The organism is Shewanella corallii, assembly GCF_023349125.1.
GTDB classification, from domain to species: Bacteria; Pseudomonadota; Gammaproteobacteria; order Enterobacterales; family Shewanellaceae; genus Shewanella; species Shewanella corallii.
Genome location: NZ_JAKIKT010000012.1, coordinates 22,710 through 40,256 on the forward strand (window position 1 = coordinate 22,710; position 17,547 = coordinate 40,256).

At 53.0% G+C, this 17,547-nt stretch carries 14 protein-coding genes; 7 read left to right on the forward strand and 7 right to left on the reverse strand.

The annotated features are described in order from the left end of the window. Positions 1-399: 399 nt before the first annotated feature. The 5 genes from ilvA to ilvC form a co-directional block, all read right to left on the reverse strand. A complete protein-coding gene (gene ilvA, locus L2725_RS20920; protein WP_249250741.1) occupies positions 400-1,947 on the reverse strand; it encodes a threonine ammonia-lyase, biosynthetic in 1,548 nt (515 codons plus the stop codon). Continuing rightward, positions 1,947-3,806 (reverse strand): dihydroxy-acid dehydratase, encoded by a 1,860-nt coding sequence (ilvD, locus tag L2725_RS20925; protein WP_249250743.1) that lies wholly within the window; start codon positions 3,804-3,806, stop codon positions 1,947-1,949. Before ilvD ends, ilvA begins: the two co-directional genes overlap by 1 nt. Positions 3,807-3,833: 27 nt before the next feature. Beyond that, positions 3,834-4,085, reverse strand: coding sequence for an acetolactate synthase 2 small subunit (gene ilvM, locus L2725_RS20930; RefSeq protein ID WP_115138625.1), 252 nt, complete (start codon positions 4,083-4,085; stop codon positions 3,834-3,836). After that, positions 4,085-5,785, reverse strand: coding sequence for an acetolactate synthase 2 catalytic subunit (ilvG, locus tag L2725_RS20935; protein WP_249250745.1), 1,701 nt, complete (start codon positions 5,783-5,785; stop codon positions 4,085-4,087). Before ilvG ends, ilvM begins: the two co-directional genes overlap by 1 nt. A gap of 420 nt (positions 5,786-6,205) precedes the next feature. Beyond that, entirely contained in the window at positions 6,206-7,687 is a 1,482-nt protein-coding gene (ilvC, locus tag L2725_RS20940; RefSeq protein ID WP_249250747.1) for a ketol-acid reductoisomerase, read from the reverse strand. Between the two features lie 185 nt (positions 7,688-7,872). Here ilvC and ilvY point away from each other — a divergent pair, with 185 nt between their 5' ends. Beyond that, entirely contained in the window at positions 7,873-8,745 is an 873-nt protein-coding gene (ilvY, locus tag L2725_RS20945) for an HTH-type transcriptional activator IlvY (RefSeq protein WP_249250749.1), read from the forward strand. A gap of 21 nt (positions 8,746-8,766) precedes the next feature. On the opposite strand, the gene paeA is transcribed toward ilvY, so the two are convergent. Next, complete coding sequence (gene paeA / locus L2725_RS20950; RefSeq protein ID WP_248937462.1) at positions 8,767-10,104, reverse strand: polyamine export protein PaeA; 1,338 nt, start codon at positions 10,102-10,104, stop codon at positions 8,767-8,769. Between the two features lie 390 nt (positions 10,105-10,494). On the opposite strand from paeA, the gene L2725_RS20955 reads away from it, so the two are divergent. From L2725_RS20955 to ung, 3 genes are all read left to right on the forward strand, one after another. Next, positions 10,495-11,325, forward strand: coding sequence for a GGDEF domain-containing protein (locus L2725_RS20955; protein WP_249250751.1), 831 nt, complete (start codon positions 10,495-10,497; stop codon positions 11,323-11,325). 29 nt (positions 11,326-11,354) lie between these two features. After that, positions 11,355-12,881, forward strand: a complete 1,527-nt coding sequence (locus tag L2725_RS20960) for a YifB family Mg chelatase-like AAA ATPase (protein ID WP_249250753.1) — start codon at positions 11,355-11,357, stop codon at positions 12,879-12,881. Positions 12,882-12,956: 75 nt separating this feature from the next. After that, on the forward strand, positions 12,957-13,616 hold the full coding sequence (gene ung / locus L2725_RS20965; RefSeq protein WP_249250756.1) for a uracil-DNA glycosylase: 660 nt from the start codon (positions 12,957-12,959) through the stop codon (positions 13,614-13,616). Positions 13,617-13,620: 4 nt separating this feature from the next. On the opposite strand, the gene L2725_RS20970 is transcribed toward ung, so the two are convergent. Further along, positions 13,621-14,844, reverse strand: coding sequence for a cyclic di-GMP phosphodiesterase (locus L2725_RS20970; RefSeq protein ID WP_249250758.1), 1,224 nt, complete (start codon positions 14,842-14,844; stop codon positions 13,621-13,623). A 391-nt stretch (positions 14,845-15,235) separates the two neighbouring features. Here L2725_RS20970 and L2725_RS20975 point away from each other — a divergent pair, with 391 nt between their 5' ends. The 3 genes from L2725_RS20975 to pcp are packed head-to-tail and all read left to right on the forward strand — an operon-like array spanning position 15,236 to position 17,480. Further along, a complete protein-coding gene (locus tag L2725_RS20975) occupies positions 15,236-15,922 on the forward strand; it encodes a DUF969 domain-containing protein (protein WP_249250760.1) in 687 nt (228 codons plus the stop codon). Further along, a complete protein-coding gene (locus tag L2725_RS20980; protein ID WP_249250763.1) occupies positions 15,922-16,827 on the forward strand; it encodes a DUF979 domain-containing protein in 906 nt (301 codons plus the stop codon). Before L2725_RS20975 ends, L2725_RS20980 begins: the two co-directional genes overlap by 1 nt. Before the next feature lie 14 nt (positions 16,828-16,841). After that, positions 16,842-17,480, forward strand: a complete 639-nt coding sequence (pcp, locus tag L2725_RS20985) for a pyroglutamyl-peptidase I (protein WP_249250765.1) — start codon at positions 16,842-16,844, stop codon at positions 17,478-17,480. Positions 17,481-17,547 lie beyond the last annotated feature (67 nt).

Here is a 17,547-nt window from a genome sequence, read left to right on the forward strand (position 1 = left end):
CCCTCAAAAAGTTTGGTACGCAAGCTTGTATATACAAGGTAAAACCCACCGATTTCTTAAAGCCCAAACATACGCAGAGTGAAATCTCTTATTACTTGTGCTCACTCTTATCAATGAAGGTCACGACTAACTCACTCAGGAGAGCCGATTCTCTTTTCAGTCAGTCTTTTCTTTATGTCCCGCAGTGAGAGATTTTTCTTCAAGACAAGGCCAGAGGTTGCGACGTGTAGTAGCGCTACACGAGCAGCCGATAACGCATTGATGAATCTCTGCCGCCCCAACAACCAAATCATCAACGTCGTGAGGAATTTGCATTCAGAACCAGGCGCAAGAAATCGACGTTTAGCAGCGCTAAATGAGATTTCAGCAACGCAGTTATGGATGCAAATAACCACGACCCTAAGTTAAAAACAGCTTGTAGGCGGGGCTTGTTGTTTCTTCCTGATATACAAACCCCAACTCATTCAAAAACCGTTGAAACTTAAGCCCATCCTGCTCGGGGATCTCAAAGCCCACCAGTACCCGGCCAAAGGCCGCGCCATGGTTCCGATAATGGAACAGACTGATATTCCACTTGTTCCTGAACGTAGACAGGAACTTAAGCAGTGCGCCCGGATGCTCAGGAAACTCGAAGCTGAACAGGCGTTCCTGCAATGATTCAGGCGGGCGGCCGCCCACCATATAGCGCACATGCAATTTGGCGGTTTCATCGTCGGACAAGTCCTGCACGCCAAAACCCAATTCAGTCAGACTGGCGACTATCTGTTCCAGCTCCTGCTGACCGCCGCTTAAGCGAATACCGGCAAATACCACTGCGCCGTCCCGGCCGCTGAACCTGTAATTAAATTCGGTAATGGCACGGTTACCCAGCTGCTCACAAAAACGCAGGAAACTACCCGGTTGCTCAGGTACCTTGACCGCCAGTACGGCTTCTTTCTGCTCGCCCAGCTCACAGCGCTCGGAGACATATCTCAGACTGTGGAAATTTACATTGGCGCCGCTGAGAATGGCCGCCACTTTTGATGGCTGTTCTTGCGACTGAATCTGGGCGTGTTTCTTCAGTCCCGCCAGCGCAAGCGCCCCCGCGGGCTCGGCAATGGCACGTGTATCTTCAAAGATATCTTTCACCGCCGCGCAGATCTCATCAGAGCTGACAGTGACCACCTCATCCACAAACGCCTGCGCCAGGCGGAAGGTTTCTTCACCGATACGCTTTACCGCCACACCGTCGGCAAACAGGCCGACCTGAGGCAAGGTGACAGGTTCTCCAGCCTCCATCGCAGCTTTCAGGCAGGCTGCATCTTCCGGCTCAACGGCAATCACCTTCACTTCCGGCATCACAGCTTTGTAGTAAGCGGCAATCCCCGCCACCAGTCCGCCGCCACCAACCGGCACATACACAGCCTGCAGATCCTGCTGCTGTTGCAGCATCTCCTGAGCAACTGTGCCCTGCCCGGCAATCACGGCTTCATCATCAAATGGCGCGATATAAACCCGCCCATCTTGCTCGGCCAGAGACCTGGCGTGATCATTGGCCATATCGAATGACTGACCATGAAGCACCACAGTGCCGCCACGACGGCGCACCGCATCCACCTTTATATCCGGCGTCGTCGTCGGCATCACAATCACCGCCGAGATGCCACGGCTGGAAGCTGACAAAGCCACCCCCTGAGCATGGTTGCCCGCTGAGGCGCATACCACGCCCCGCTGACATTCAGACTCACTGAGCGCCGCAATGCGGTTGTAAGCGCCCCTGAGCTTAAAGGAGTGCACCGGCTGCATATCTTCCCGCTTGAGAAACACCTGACAGCCCAGTCGCGCCGACAGCTTATCCATGGCAGAGAGCGGCGTGACTTTGGCGATGTCATACACCCGCGCCCGCAAGATCCGCTGGAGATAATAGTTGGCAAGATTCAAATGAGACTCCTTGGCCAGCGCCAGCATTAGCCTTCCTCCAGCTTTTTGACATCTCTCACCGCGCCCTTGTCAGCACTGGTCGCCAACATGGCATAAGCCTTCAGTGCCAAAGACACTGGACGGACCCGGGCCAGCGGTTTCCAGGCCAGCGGGCCTTTGGCTTCCATTGCTTCACGGCGACTGGCCAGCTCAGCCTCGCTGACCTCCAGTGTGATACCCCGGCTGGGGATATCAATGGCAATGGGATCGCCGTTTTCAATCAGGGCAATGGTGCCGCCGGATGCGGCTTCAGGTGAAACATGACCAATGGACAAACCTGAGGTACCACCGGAGAAACGACCGTCAGTGATCAACGCACACTGGGTGCCAAGACCTTTGGATTTGAGGTAGCTGGTGGGGTACAGCATCTCCTGCATTCCCGGGCCACCTTTGGGGCCTTCGTAGCGGATCACCACCACGTCACCGGCAACCACTTCGCCGCCAAGAATGCCAGCCACCGCATCATCCTGACTCTCATAAACCCGGGCTGTACCGCGGAACGTCAGGTTGGACTCATCCACCCCGGCGGTTTTCACTATGCAGCCGTTCTCGGCGATATTGCCCGACAACACGGCAAGGCCACCATCCTGACTGAAAGCAAATTCACGACTGCGGATACAGCCTTCGCGGCGATCCACATCCAAAGTGTCCCAACGGCAATCCTGACTGAAAGCCTGAGTAGTCGGAATGCCGGCAGGGCCTGCACGATACATCTCCTGCACTGACTTATCCTGAGAAACGGCCACATCAAAACGGGACAGCAGCTGGCTCAGATCACCATCGTCCAGCGCCACATGACCTACATCGGCATGCAACAGCCCAGCCCGGTTAAGCTCCCCCAGAATCCCCATCACACCACCAGCTCTATGCACATCTTCCATATGGTATTTAGGGGTGGCGGGCGCCACCTTGCACAGATGCGGCACCTTACGGGACAGGCGATCGATATCATCCATGGTGAAGTCCACTTCCGCTTCCTGAGCTGCCGCCAGCAGGTGCAACACGGTATTGGAGGAACCACCCATGGCGATATCCAGCGTCATGGCATTTTCAAAGGCGCGGAAGTTGGCGATATTGCGGGGCAGCACCGACTCATCATCCTGTTGGTAGTACCGCGTCGCCAACGCCATTACCCTGCGCCCGGCTTCCAGGAACAGCTCGCGACGGTCGGCATGGGTCGCCAGCAGGGAACCATTGCCCGGCAGCGACAGGCCCAGAGCCTCGGTCAGACAGTTCATTGAATTGGCAGTAAACATGCCGGAGCAGCTGCCACAGGTCGGGCAGGCACTGCGCTCAATTTTTTCCGAGTCTTCATCACTGATGCGATCGTCAGCAGCCGCGACCATGGCATCCACCAGATCCAGTTTGATCAACTTGTCAGACAGCTTGGTTTTACCCGCTTCCATAGGGCCGCCGGATACAAATACCACTGGGATATTCAGTCGCAGCGCCGCCATCAGCATGCCGGGTGTGATCTTGTCGCAATTGGAGATACATACCAGCGCATCGGCGCAGTGGGCATTGACCATATACTCCACGCTGTCCGCGATCAGTTCACGGGAGGGCAAGGAATACAGCATGCCGCTGTGACCCATGGCGATACCATCATCCACTGCTATGGTGTTGAACTCTTTAGCAATACCACCGGCCTCTTCGATAGCGCCAGCCACCAGCGACCCCATATCTTTAAGGTGCACATGGCCGGGAACAAATTGGGTAAAGGAGTTGGCAATGGCAATAATGGGCTTGCCGAAATCTGAATCCTTCACCCCGGTGGCTCGCCACAATGCGCGGGCTCCGGCCATGTTACGTCCCTGGGTGCTGGTTGCTGATCTTAACTTTGGCATCTGGTTTCCTTCCTACTGCAATAATTCTTATCGAGCTGCCTGTCTGGCGGCTTCCTGCGCTTTGACGACACACAGGTTAACATCTACCAGCTTGGTCAGCTGGTTACTGAGCAGTTCTATCGCCCGCTCCGCTTCAACTGTGATGGCAAGCAAGGTATTCTCTCCCTGCTCACGCATCTGCATATTGGTCACTCTGAATCCTCTGTGACGTGTTACCCTCAGTACACGCTCCAACACCTCAGGCCTGCGGCTCACTTCCAACTCCAGCGAATGCATCATCACTTATCCTCCATCTTATCGAGCATTTCATTATTGGCGGCGCCGGGGGGAACCAGGGGCCAGACGTTAAAGCCATCATCAATGGCGACGTGCAACATAAAAGGACCCGGGGTCGACAGCATCTCATCCAGAGCCTCGTTCACCTCTTCAGCTTTGGATATGCTGCGACCAGGGATATTGAAGGCGGATGCCATCAACAGGAAGTCCGGGTTATCAGACAGGTCTGTCTCAGACAGGCGGCCGTCGAAAAACAGCTGCTGCCACTGCTTTACCATGCCCAGCTTCTGATTATTGAGCAGCAGGATCTTCACCGGCAGTCCCATACGTTTGATGGTGGCCAGCTCCTGTACATTCATCATGAAAGATCCATCGCCGGACACAGCCACAACCGTGGCATTGGGGCGTGCAAACTGAGCGCCAATAGCCGCTGGCAAGCCAAACCCCATGGTGCCGAGTCCGGCACTTGAGAGGTGATCTTCAGGACGGCGAAACTGCATATGCTGGGCCACCCACATCTGATGCTGGCCAACGTCACAGGCAACCACACTGTCCTTGGGCAGCTTTTCAGACAGACTTTTCAGCATGGCCGGGGCATAAACCAGCTCGCCGGGATGGTCGTAGTCCCAACGGTGCTCAGCTTTCAATGCGCTTATCTGGTCCCGCCAAGGCTGGATATCCAGATCGCCAGACAAAGCTGGCAGTACTTCACAGAGATCGGCAGCAATCGCCACATCCGGCTGACGCAGCTTGCCCAGCTCAGCAGCATCAACATCCAGATGGATAACTTTGGCATTGGGAGCGAAAGTAGCCAGCTTGCCGGTCACCCTGTCATCGAAGCGGGCACCTACAACCAACAGGAGATCGCACTCCTGCACCGCCAGGTTGGCGGCTTTTAGCCCATGCATCCCCAACATGCCCAGATACAGGTCATCATCGCCGGGTACCGTGCCCAGGCCTTTAAGGGTGCATACTGACGGCATTTTGGTTTGATTCAGAAACCGGCGCAGTGGCTCAACCGCACTTGCCATACCAACGCCTCCCCCGATATAGGCCATAGGGCATTTGGCCTCCGCCAGCAGGGCTCTGGCTTTATCGAGATCGGTTTGCGCCGCAGCAGGCAAAGCCGTGACAGGCTGCAAAGGACGACGATACTCCATGGCGGCAACCTGAATGTCCTTGGGAATATCCACCAGCACCGGGCCAGGGCGGCCTTCTGCAGCCAGTTCAAAGGCCTGATACAGGGTGGGGATAAGCTCATCAACCGAGGTGACCATAAAGCTGTGTTTGGTGCAGGAGAGTGACAGGCCCAGTACATCGATTTCCTGAAAAGCGTCGGTACCGATAAGGGAGGATGGAACCTGGCCAGTAATGGCTACCACCGGGACAGAATCCAGCAGGGCATCGGCCAGGGCAGTGATCAGGTTGGTGGCACCGGGACCGGATGTGGCCAGGCAAACGCCGGTTTTACCACTGGCTCTGGCGTAACCTACGGCTGCGAATGCCGCCCCCTGCTCATGACGAGTGAGTACATGCTCCACCTCACCGTCATACAGAGCGTCGTAGATGGGCATGATGGCACCGCCTGGATAACCAAATACCCTGTCTACCCCGTGAGCGGCCAACACCTTAACCACAGCATCGGCGCCCCGGGTCTGTTTCGTCTGGCTGTCCTGCTCTTGTTCCTGCTTTGTCTCTGTCATTTTTCCATTGCCCTGATAACAAAAAACCCCCCGGTCCTTTCGGAGCGGGGGGTTGACGTTTTATTCGCCTTTCGGCTGTCAACTGGCCATAAGCCGCCCCCGCTGTGACTTAATAATCACCACGGTAATAATCACTAGGACCAGCGAAGCTGCTGTTGTGATTGGGGCCGGCAAAAGGTTAAACATGCGTTGACAGATTCCTTGAATTCTTTGGTTCAGTGTCGATAGCCGCTCACCATGAGGGTTATCGAGTGAATACCTTTTAAGCAATAGCATACTGCTGCTGAAAAACACAACCACTAATCGCTGTCTTTTCTCTCAAGTCAAAAAAGATTCAACATTGCCGCCTTAAGCCGTGAGGCTGGGAACCTGTTTCTGCGGCTAAGGAAACAGGCCCCCATATTCACTATTCTGTGGCGATTATTCCGCGGCAGAAATACGCTTCATGTCAGTCATATAACCGCGCAGCTCTTCACCGATAAATTCAACGGCTGTGTTACGGATGGCCTGATTCACCTCAATCAGACGCACATTGTCCACCTGGTTGGAGTCAGACTTAAGGCCGCCTCCCAGGTACTCTGATGGCATATTGTTCACAAACTCCCGCAGCAGTGGTACGGCCGCATGGTTGAACAGGTAACAGCCATACTCTGCGGTGTCTGAAATCACCACGTTCATCTCGTACAAACGCTTACGGGCAATGGTGTTGGCGATCAGCGGTGTTTCGTGCAGCGACTCATAGTAGGCTGACTCTTCGATGATGCCGGCTTCCACCATGGTATCGAACGCCAGCTCAACGCCAGCTTTGATCATGGCGACCAGGAAGATACCTTTGTCGAAGTACTCCTGCTCATCGATGTGGCCGTCATATTTGGGCGCACATTCAAAACCAGTCTCATTGGTCTCGGCTCTCCAGCGCAGCAGATTGGCATCGTCATTAGCCCAATCAGCCATCATGGTGCGGGAGAACTCGCCGCTGATGATGTCATCCATATGCTTTTCAAACAGAGGCTGCAGCTGGGTTTTCAGTTCTTCTGCCAGTTCAAAGGCAGCAATCTTGGCCGGGTTCGACAGCCTGTCCATCATATGGCTGATACCACCGTGCTTCAGGGCTTCGGTCACTGTCTCCCAACCCTGTTGGATCAGCTTGGCGGCATAGCCGGGCTCAACCCCCTCGGCCACCATCTTGTCGTACCCCAGGATGGCACCTGTTTGCAGCATGCCGCACAGAATGGTCTGCTCACCCATCAAATCTGATTTCACTTCGGCGATAAAGGAGGAGTGCAATACACCGGCGCGGTCACCACCAGTGGCACTGGCATAAGCCTTGGCGATCTCAAAGCCATCGCCATTGGGATCGTTTTCAGGGTGCACTGCAATCAGCGTAGGCACGCCGAAACCGCGCTTATACTCTTCACGCACTTCGGTACCCGGACACTTGGGTGCCACCATCACTACCGTGATATCCGGACGTACCTGCATACCCTCTTCCACTATGTTGAAACCGTGGGAGTAAGACAGGGTCGCGCCCTGCTTCATCAGTGGCATAACGGCATTCACCACATTAGTGTGTTGCTTGTCAGGCGTCAGGTTCAGGACCAGATCGGCCTGGGGGATCAGCTCTTCAAAGCTGCCCACTTTAAACCCATTTTCAGTGGCACGCTGCCAGGATGCCCGTTTCTCGGCAATCGCCTCGGCACGCAGAGCATAGGAGATATTCAGGCCGGAATCGCGCATGTTCAAGCCCTGATTCAGGCCCTGGGCACCACAGCCAAGAATGACGATATTCCAGTCCTTGATATAGTCACAGCCTTTGCTGAACTCGTCTTTATCCATAAAACGACACTGACCCAATTGGGACAGTTGCTGACGTAAACTCAAAGTGTTGAAATAATTAGCCATCCTGCGCACCTACTGCTGTTGATATCACTTAAATCCCATCTCATCCGGCATTGAGAAATAACCTCAGCCCTGATGAAGTTTTATCCACTATAGCCCATGGCAAATATTGCTTGAACTGATATATTCACAAAATGTTATTGCGCTTTACGCAATACAAACTCAGCCAAAGGGATTCAAATAACAGTATGGATATCAGGTCACTGCAGCTTTACCTGCACCTGTGCGACAGCCTTAACTTCAGCCGCACTGCTGAGCAGATGCATATGAGCCCGTCGACCCTGAGCAGGGCATTGCAACGTTTGGAGCAGCAGGTGGGGTCGAGCCTGATGGAGCGGGACAACAGATCTGTGGCGTTAACCAGAGCGGGCAGAGAGTTTCAACAATTCGCCAGGGAGACAGTGGAGCAATGGCAGGAGCTGAAAGGCAGGCTGGATCCCCAGGCTCAACTGAAGGGTAAGTTGAATCTCTACTGTTCGGTGACCGCTGCCTACAGCCATCTGCCCAACTTGCTGGATAAGTTTCGGCAAGAACAACCACAGGTTGAGATTAACCTGATCACAGGTGATGCGGCCAACGCCGTCACTGAAGTGCAACAGGGGCGGGCCGATATCGCCATCGCAGCCAGACCGGATAACCTACCAAACAGTCTGTTTTTCAGCGCCATAGATACAGTGCCCCTGCATCTGAGTGTGCCAGTGGTGCCCTGCCATGCCAGAGCCCTGCTGCAGCAAAAACCAATCCCCTGGGAACAGTTACCCTTTATTGTGCCGGACCATGGCCCGGCACGCCGTCGCTGTGACGCCTGGTTTCGGCAGATGGGCATAAGACCCACCATCTATGCTCAGGCCTCTGGTCATGAAGCGATAACCTCCATGGTTGCCCTGGGGTGTGGTATCAGTATTCTGCCCTCAGCGGTACTGGATAACAGCCCGGTGCGGGACAGAATTGAGCTGCTGGACTCACCTGTGCCCATAGAGCCTTTTGTACTTGGCTGTTGCTGTAAAAAACAACGCACCGATGATGGCATCATCAGTGCGTTTTTCAACATCATTGCCTAATGGGATTAAGCCAGCAAAAAGCTACTGCTTCTTGTCGTCCACAGGAGGCAACACGGGCAATGGGTTGTCGGCAGCATCGATGCGGGTCACCAACAACTGGTCGACCCGGAAGGCGTCGATATCCACCACCTCAAACTTAAAACCGGCGTAGACCACAAAGTCGGTGCGCTTGGGGATCTTCCTCAGCATATACGTCACGAAACCGGCCACGGTTTCATAGTTCTCACTGTAGGGAAACTCTTCAATTTCAAAGGCACGCATCACGTCTGTGATTGGCGTGACGCCGTCCACCAGCCAGGAGTTGGTATCACGGGCAACGATCTGCTCCTCTACGTCGTGCAGTGCCCAGGTACCCATCACGGCACTTTGAAGGTCGTTACTGGTGACAATACCTACCACCAGAGCGTATTCGTTCATTACCACGCCGAAATCGGCTCTGTGGTTTTTAAAGAACTCCATCGCCTCAGCCAGGTTCAGGGTATCCGGAATAATCAAACTGGTATGCAGCACCTTGGCATCATTCAGGTCCAGACTCTTACCGTTAATCAGACGCAGCAGCAGCTCTTTGGCATCGACAAAGCCCTTAATATTGTCCAGCTGGCCATCACACACCAGGAACTTAGAGTGGGGATCTTCGGTGATCTTGCGTTTGATATCCTCTTCCGAATCTGAGCTGAGGAAGTAGACGATACTTTCACGGGAGGTCATGGCTGCCGTCACAGGAATGGTCTGCATCTCAAACACATTCTCAATCATCTGCTGCTCATCTTTATCCAGCACACCGGCTTCGGCACCGGCATCCATCACAGCATACATATCATCTATAGTGACTTCGTCATTACGCACCGTTGGCAGGCTCAGCAGTTTCATAATGCCGTCAGCCAGCATATTGAACAGCCACACAAATGGCTTGAGCAGGGTAATGCACACCAGCATAGGGCCGACCAGCACCACGGCCACTTTTTCAGGGATCGCCATGGCGATGCGCTTTGGCATCAGATCGGCGATCAAAATAAACATACTGGTGACCATCACGAAGGAGAGCAGAAAGCTCACCTGATCCAGATAAGCCGCAGGCAATACTCCGTCCAGCGCCGCACGGAAATAGGGGGTAAAAGAGGACTCACCCACAATACCGCCCATAATGGCCACGGCATTCAGACCAATTTGCACCACAGTGAAAAAGCTGCCCGGATGCTCCTGCAGCTGTAATACCTTTCCGGCGCGCAGATCTCCCTCCTCCAACGACTGACGCAGTCGCATCTTGCGTGCCGCCGCGAGGGAGATCTCTGACATAGAGAAAAAGCAACTGACACCGATAAGACAAAATATAACCAATAAGTTTTCAAATAAGCCCATAAAGCACCTTGAAACGCGCCTTTAATGCAAAGGCACGGAAATTTAGGGAGAAGGCCTGCAACCCAGACTCCGGCCTGATAATGGCGCCAGTGAAGTCATGGTAAAAATGAGGTCAGGTTGACTGAAAGCGAAAGCCAACATATTGAGGGATATAACTTATTTTCCCAAGAATGGGGCTTAAGCATTTCTCCCTGAAGTTAGACAGCAAATTTGCTGTGCTCAGTATATACCCAAGGCCCCCAAATTGGCGAGGGGCCACCTCACACAGATAACAAAGACCGAAGCCGCAACTGGACACACCTCAATACTATCTCCATCAAAATCACTGGAGGCCGTCTCGCCGTACTCAGGCTTGACTATACTTAGGGTCAAATCAATTGGCGTGTAACTATGGAAATACTGGCAATTACCATTGTATGCATAGGTCTGAGCGGGCTGCTGAGCGCATTGTCCCCGGCATTTCAGATCATCCATATGTCAGATTACCAGCACAATGGTTGGATGGTTCTGCTCAGCATGATCATGCTGTTCGTGCTGGGATATGTTGGGTTTGTCTGGGTATTGGCCAGTAAACAGGTAAACAGCGTCGACATGGTGGTGTCTGCCATATTTTGTGGTGGGGGTGGCTTCGTATACATAATCACCCGAATGAGTCGACAAACCATAGGTGACCTCAAACGTATCGCCGAACAAAAGCACTTCCTTGCCTATCATGACTCGCTGACCGGGCTGCCTAATCGACTGTACTTTTACGAACAGCTGGACCAGCTTATCGCCAATACTGACGCCAACTTTTGTTGCATGTTGGTGGATGTGGACAACTTTAAACCTATCAATGACACCTATGGCCATGATCATGGCGACATGGTGCTGCAAACTATCGCCAAGCGTATGCAAAATACCATTCCCGAAGGTGCGGTACCGGCACGTATTGGCGGTGATGAACTGGCAATTCTGTTGCCGGAATCAGATGTTGGACACGCAGTGGAAGTAGCGCAACAGATACAGTCCAAGCTGGCACAGCCCTTTAATTGTGGTCGCTTTCAGGAGCCGATAGAAGCCAGTATAGGCATCGCGGCTTTTCCTCAGGATGGGCATGATAGAGAGACTCTGCTGGTCAGCGCTGATATCGCTATGTATCAGGCCAAACGCAGCACCCGCAGTTTTCAGGTATTTAATTCAGATATGGAACTCCCCAAAGCCGTCAACTATCACGAATAAGCGGCATCATCAGCAAAAGGATTTGAGATATGGCCATGGCCTGCGTTATTACCCGGGCGTTGTGCGGTGTGGATGCACCAGAGGTAACAGTGGAAGTACACCTCAGCAACGGCTTACCAGCCTTCAGTCTCGTAGGACTTCCCGAAACATCGGTCAAAGAGTCCCGGGAACGGGTTCGCAGTGCCATCATCAATTCCGGCTTTGAGTTTCCCATGCGCCGGATAACTGTGAATCTGGCACCGGCCGAGTTACCCAAACAAGGGGGCCGATATGACCTGCCTATTGCGATAGGGATCTTGGCCGCATCAGGTCAAATTCCTCTGCAGTCGCTTAAAGACACAGAGTTTGCCGGAGAGCTGGCGCTGTCCGGAGAAGTGCGGGAATGCCCCGGAATGCTACCCATGGTGATTCAGTCTCAGGCTGCCAATCGCACGCTTATTCTGCCAGTTGGTAATCGGGCCGAAGCTGAGTTGGTGGGCTATCCCAAAGTCAGGTTTGCCACTCATCTGCAGCAACTATCCGCTGCGCTGCATGGCCAACAGGAGTTTGCCGGTATCAGCCAGGATACCCAATGGATATCTACAACTCCTGCTACAGCCATCAACTGTCTGAGTGATGTGATAGGCCAGTACCAGGCTAAACAGGCGCTGGAAATTGCAGCGGCCGGCAATCATAACCTGCTTTTTCTGGGCCCTCCGGGAACCGGTAAAACCATGCTGGCCAGCCGGATTATGGGACTGCTTCCTCAACTGGATTATGAGGAGGCTCTTGATGTTGCAGCGATTCATTCAGTAGCGGGAATGAACACAGATCCCGGTCTGTTCTATCAAAGGCCCTTTCGGGCTCCTCACCACACTTCATCTTCCATATCGCTGGTGGGCGGAGGCGCTATTCCCAAGCCGGGCGAGATCTCCCTGGCCCACAGAGGAGTGCTGTTTCTGGATGAACTGACAGAGTTCCCCAGAAAAGTGCTGGATTGCTTGCGGGTGCCGATGGAAACCGGTGAAGTCGTGATCTCCAGAGCTGCGGCCAAGCTGACCTTTGCCAGTAACTTTCAACTGATTGCCGCCATGAACCCCAGCCCCTGTGGCGATGCAGGCCCCCAAAGCCGGGCAACGCCTGAGCAGATAAGCCGTTACCTCTCCCGTTTGTCAGGGCCTTTCCTGGACAGATTTGATCTCAGTATCGATGTACCGCGTCTGCCAGCGGGCACATTGAGTGAAGCCAGAGAGAGCGGCGAAACCAGTGAGCAGGTTCGTGCCAGAGTATTGGCCGCCAGAGACACACAACTCGCCAGAGCCGGCGTGCTCAATTCAGCACTCAGTGGTAAGCAGCTGGAACAAACAACCGGATTGAGCCAACAGGATTTAAGGTTTCTGGAGCAGAGTGTGGAGAAACTGGGCCTGTCAGTGCGCAGTTTTCACCGACTGCAACGGGTGGCCCGCACCATAGCCGATCTGGATGGCGATGACAGAGTAGAGCGCAGGCACCTGGCAAGAGCTCTGGGATTCCGGGCCATGGACAGATTGCTCACCAGTCTGGCCCAAACTCGCTGAGTGTTAGCCCGGATGACCTTACTCCCGTTCCATGGCATGCTGAAAGCAGATAAATAGCAAATGGAATTCGAACAGATGACAACCTGGACGGATATGCTGGCAGCAGAGAAAAGTCAGCTCTATTTTATGGATACGCTGAAATATGTGGCAGCCAGAAGAGCTGAGGGCATCACAGTCTACCCTCCCAAAGAGGAAGTATTCAGTGCCTTCACCATCACACCTTTTGAGACAGTAAAAGTCGTGATTCTGGGGCAGGATCCTTACCACGGACCAGGACAGGCCCACGGTCTGTGTTTTTCAGTCAAGCCCGGTATTCAACCCCCACCTTCGCTGCAAAACATCTATCAGGAGCTGGCCAGTGATATCCCCGACTTTCAAATACCAAATCACGGTTACCTGCAATCATGGGCCGAGCAGGGCGTACTCCTGCTCAACACTGTGCTGACGGTCGAGGGTGGACAAGCGCACTCCCATAAGCATCTTGGCTGGGAGCAGTTTACCGACAGAGTCATTCAGCAGATTAACGACCACAGACAAGGAGTCATTTTCATGCTCTGGGGGTCACATGCGCAGAAGAAGGGTCAGGTAATTAATTCACAAAAGCATATAGTACTCAAGGCACCTCACCCATCGCCTTTGTCTGCGCACAGAGGATTTTTCGGCTGCAGACATTTTTCCACAGCCAATCACATTCTGGCAGAAAGAGGAGAGTCGCAAATACTTTGGCAGCTATAGTGCCCTAGTAGAAAGGTGAAGGGTCAACCTCTAGCGCTCCGGGAGTTACACCGCGCTCAATCTCAAGCTCAGATTTGAGTAGATCCACATAGGCCACCTGGGTATAGCGTTTGAGTTTAAGAGAGTAGAAACACTTCACTATGGGCTGACGCACCTCACGCCCATTGGTTTCCCATACAATCCCCACCCTGCCGTCGGATAACTCCACCAAAGAGCCGACCGGATACACTCCGACGCAACGGATAAACTCGTAAACCAGCTTCTGATCCAGGTGATGAGGCGTCAGGCTCAAAAGTATTTTAAAGGCCGATGCCGGGCTCATTGCTTCTTTATAACAACGGGTCGCGGTCAAAGCATCATAGATATCGCAAATCCCACTCATACGCCCGTGCAGAGGGATCTCATCTCCCTTCAAACCATTGGGGTAGCCCCGCCCATCAAGCTTTTCATGGTGCATCAGGCACACATCTTTACTGATCTGATGCAAGTCAGGAGCTTCTGCAAGCGCATCTATGGCATACACTTGATGCAGCTTCATATGCTCAAACTCTTCTTCGCTCAGTTTGCCTGGCTTATGCAGGATCTGGTTATCCACTTTGATTTTACCGATATCATGCAAAATCCCCCCGACCGCCAACTGCTTTAATGTTGTGGCGTCAAAGCCCAGGTGACGCCCAAATGTCACCAGTAAAACCGCTACATTGACAGAATGTTCGAGCAGATATGCGTCTTTACTTCTCAGCGCAGAGGCAAACTGCATCGCTCCGGCGTCAGACATCACAGACTCAATCAGATTGTCAGCCAGGGCTTCAAAGGGAGCGACTTCGATAGCTTTCCCTTCGAACACTTCACCCAATACCTTGCGGATTAATCCTTTGGCCTCAAATAACAGGTTTTTTGCCTTTTGCTGGCGCATCTGATTGGGCGCTAACCCTAGCTTCGTTTTAGTTTTGGCTCCCGCGCCAAACTTAACCTTGTCCTTTCCTCGCAACGAAGCAGTTGAGCCAGCTTTCTTAAGGCCACTGCCAGGCAAGGACTTTTCCGCATCGACCCAGACAAATCGAATACCGCTTTTGACCAGATGAGTGATGGCATCTTTATGCTTCAGCAAACCAGCATTCACTACTGTCACCTTACCCTGTTGATCGATCGCGGTGACGTACATACCCAATGCCAGGCGGGAAACCGGTAATTTAATCAAATCCGGAGATTCGGCGACTGCGGTCATTTAGTTCTCCATTTTGTCCTGACCCTATCTCAACCAACTTCCATAGTTTGAGGTCGAAAGCGGCAGCCATTGTACGAATCATCAATCACTTAAGCACCGCTGCAAGTGTTACTTTGTGTATCTGGTATTCAACAGGCCATACCAGCCAAACTTAAGAATACAAATGGCAACATTTATATCAGCATGCCACTTATTCAATCCAATTACCGACATTCGTGTTAGTAAAAAGTATCGAATTCATCACGTTATTCCAGAAAACAGCAAAATATCCAGAAATTGAAGATATTTATTCTTCCTAAGCCGAATTTTTGTGTTGAAGACTGTTTCCACGCCATGGTATTGAGCAATACAAACTAATTTACTTACCACTGAAACACGTCAGGAATTCACTATGATCGACTTCTGGCCGCTAATCGGCGTTGTCATTATCACTCTGGGTTTGGCGCTTAAACTCAACACCCTGTTGGTGATCCTCAGCGCCGGTGTCGTCACCGGGCTGGTGGCTGATATCAGTCCCATGCAGATCCTCTCAATCCTTGGAGAATCATTCACCAATAACCGGTATATGTCCCTGTTTATACTGGTTTTGCCCATGATTGGCGTACTGGAGCGTTTTGGCTTGCGGGAGCGTGCTGAGCAATTGATTGGCTCCATCAAGAACGCTTCTGCCGCCAGGGTACTCATGACCTACCTACTGCTGCGCAAAGTCACCAATGCCATGGGACTTAACCTGGGCGGCCATCCCTCCATGATCCGCCCTTTAGTAGCACCTATGGCGGAAGCCGCTGCAGAGAAGGGCCGTCATCCCCTCGCCGAAGATGAAAGCCAGAAGGTAAAAGCCCTGTCTGCCGCCAGTGAGAACTTTGGCAATTTCTTCAGCCAACTTTTGTTTATCGGTACCGGTGGCCTGCTGCTGATCAAAGGCGTGCTGGATGACAACGGTTTCCCGGTGAAACTTGAAGATATGTATATCTGGGCACTGCCTACGGCCATAGGCTCTGTGATTATCTTTGGCCTGTTTGCCTGGCGCGCAGATCGTCGCCTTAAGCAAGCTGCAAAACAGCAGGAAAACCAATAATGCTGGAATATATTTATCAAGCCACTGGCCTGCTGCTGATCGCCTTCGCACTGCAAACCTTTGCCGACACACATAATGCCAAACGACTGGGTACCGGTTTATTCTGGCTGGTTTATGGCTTGTCGTTCTGTCTTGGCCCATTTATTCCCAACTGGATGACCGGCCTGATGGTATTGGCGCTGACGCTTTTGGCTGCCGGCGGCTTTATGGGCACGGGCCAATATGGCCAAAGCAGTGCCGGGTTCCGCAAAGCAGGTGCTGAATCGCGGAAAAACAAATTGTTTATTCCCGCCATTCTGGTGCCAGTAGGGACGATTGCCTGGAGCCAGCTGACCTCTGAAAGTGCGCTGGTCGGTTTGGGGCTGAGCTCACTGCTGGCTCTCGGCGTAGCCTTGTGGATCACCAAAGGCGAAGCAAAACAGAGCCTGCATGAAGGACGCCGCCTGATTGATGCCATTGGCTGGGCAGCGATTCTGTCGCAATTTCTCGCAGCACTGGGCTTTCTGTTCAGTCAGGCCGGCGTAGGTGAAACCGTCTCACAAATCGTCAAAGTGATAGTGCCGGACAACAATCTGCTGGCTTACGTCATGGCCTACACCCTGGGTATGGCACTGTTTACCATAGTGATGGGTAACGCCTTTGCCGCTTTCGCAGTGATTACTGCCGGTGTAGGTATTCCTTTGTTGATGGTCGATCAAGGCGGTAACCCTGCCATTATCGGCGTGCTGGGCATGTTGTCCGGCTATTGTGGCACCCTGATGACACCCATGGCCGCCAACTTCAATATGGTGCCCGCGGCCCTGCTGGAGCTAAAAAATAAAAATCAGGTGATATACACCCAGGTTGCGCCAGGCCTGTGTATGCTGGCACTGAATACTGCCCTGATGTACTTCCTGGCCTTCTGAGAAACGAGAGCAATATGAAAAAGATTCTGATCACTGGCTTTGAACCTTTTGGTGGCGCCAGCATTAACCCTGCGCTGGAAGCAGTAAAACGTTTAGAAGGACTAGCGCTAAATGGTGGCACTATCGTGACCTGCCAGGTACCAGTCGTCCGCTTTAAAGCTGTAGATGCGGTCATTAAAGCCATTGAAACCCACCAGCCTGACTGTGTGATCACTGTCGGCCAGGCTGCTGGCCGCGCCGGTATTACCCCTGAGCGAGTCGCTATCAATGTGGATGACTTCCGCATTCCCGACAATGAAGGCATTCAGGTTGTGGACCAGCCGATTGTGGAAGGCGGCCCAGACGCCTACTTCAGCACTCTGCCCATTAAAGCCATGACCAAGGCTATGCAGGACTGCGGCATTCCAGCTCAGGTCTCCAACACTGCAGGCACCTTCGTGTGTAACCACCTGTTTTACGGTGTTCAGCACTATCTGGGTGACAGTCATATCCGCCACGGTTTTGTGCATATCCCACTGCTGCCTGAGCAGGCAACCGATGGCAACCAGGCTGCCATGTCACTGGAAATGATCACAGAAGGATTGGCCATCGCCGCCCAGGCCGTTATCGACCATGAAGTGGATATCACCCAGGGCGCTGGCACGATTTGTTAGTCTGGCGAAAGTCATTGCCCTGGTGACTATAAAAAGGCTGCCTTAGGCAGCCTTTTTATTTCCGCGT

What these genes read in the sequence shown, in the direction of transcription:
- L2725_RS20955 (WP_249250751.1), top strand. Translation starts at nt 10,495, where the DNA reads ATGGAAATACTGGCAATTACCATTGTATGCATAGGTCTGAGCGGGCTG.
- ilvM (WP_115138625.1), bottom strand. Translation starts at nt 4,085, where the DNA reads ATGATGCATTCGCTGGAGTTGGAAGTGAGCCGCAGGCCTGAGGTGTTG.
- L2725_RS20980 (WP_249250763.1), top strand. Translation starts at nt 15,922, where the DNA reads ATGCTGGAATATATTTATCAAGCCACTGGCCTGCTGCTGATCGCCTTC.
- L2725_RS20975 (WP_249250760.1), top strand. Translation starts at nt 15,236, where the DNA reads ATGATCGACTTCTGGCCGCTAATCGGCGTTGTCATTATCACTCTGGGT.
- ilvA (WP_249250741.1), bottom strand. Translation starts at nt 1,947, where the DNA reads ATGCTGGCGCTGGCCAAGGAGTCTCATTTGAATCTTGCCAACTATTAT.
- ilvC (WP_249250747.1), bottom strand. Translation starts at nt 7,687, where the DNA reads ATGGCTAATTATTTCAACACTTTGAGTTTACGTCAGCAACTGTCCCAA.
- paeA (WP_248937462.1), bottom strand. Translation starts at nt 10,104, where the DNA reads ATGGGCTTATTTGAAAACTTATTGGTTATATTTTGTCTTATCGGTGTC.
- ung (WP_249250756.1), top strand. Translation starts at nt 12,957, where the DNA reads ATGACAACCTGGACGGATATGCTGGCAGCAGAGAAAAGTCAGCTCTAT.
- ilvD (WP_249250743.1), bottom strand. Translation starts at nt 3,806, where the DNA reads ATGCCAAAGTTAAGATCAGCAACCAGCACCCAGGGACGTAACATGGCC.
- ilvG (WP_249250745.1), bottom strand. Translation starts at nt 5,785, where the DNA reads ATGACAGAGACAAAGCAGGAACAAGAGCAGGACAGCCAGACGAAACAG.
- L2725_RS20960 (WP_249250753.1), top strand. Translation starts at nt 11,355, where the DNA reads ATGGCCATGGCCTGCGTTATTACCCGGGCGTTGTGCGGTGTGGATGCA.
- ilvY (WP_249250749.1), top strand. Translation starts at nt 7,873, where the DNA reads ATGGATATCAGGTCACTGCAGCTTTACCTGCACCTGTGCGACAGCCTT.
- L2725_RS20970 (WP_249250758.1), bottom strand. Translation starts at nt 14,844, where the DNA reads ATGACCGCAGTCGCCGAATCTCCGGATTTGATTAAATTACCGGTTTCC.
- pcp (WP_249250765.1), top strand. Translation starts at nt 16,842, where the DNA reads ATGAAAAAGATTCTGATCACTGGCTTTGAACCTTTTGGTGGCGCCAGC.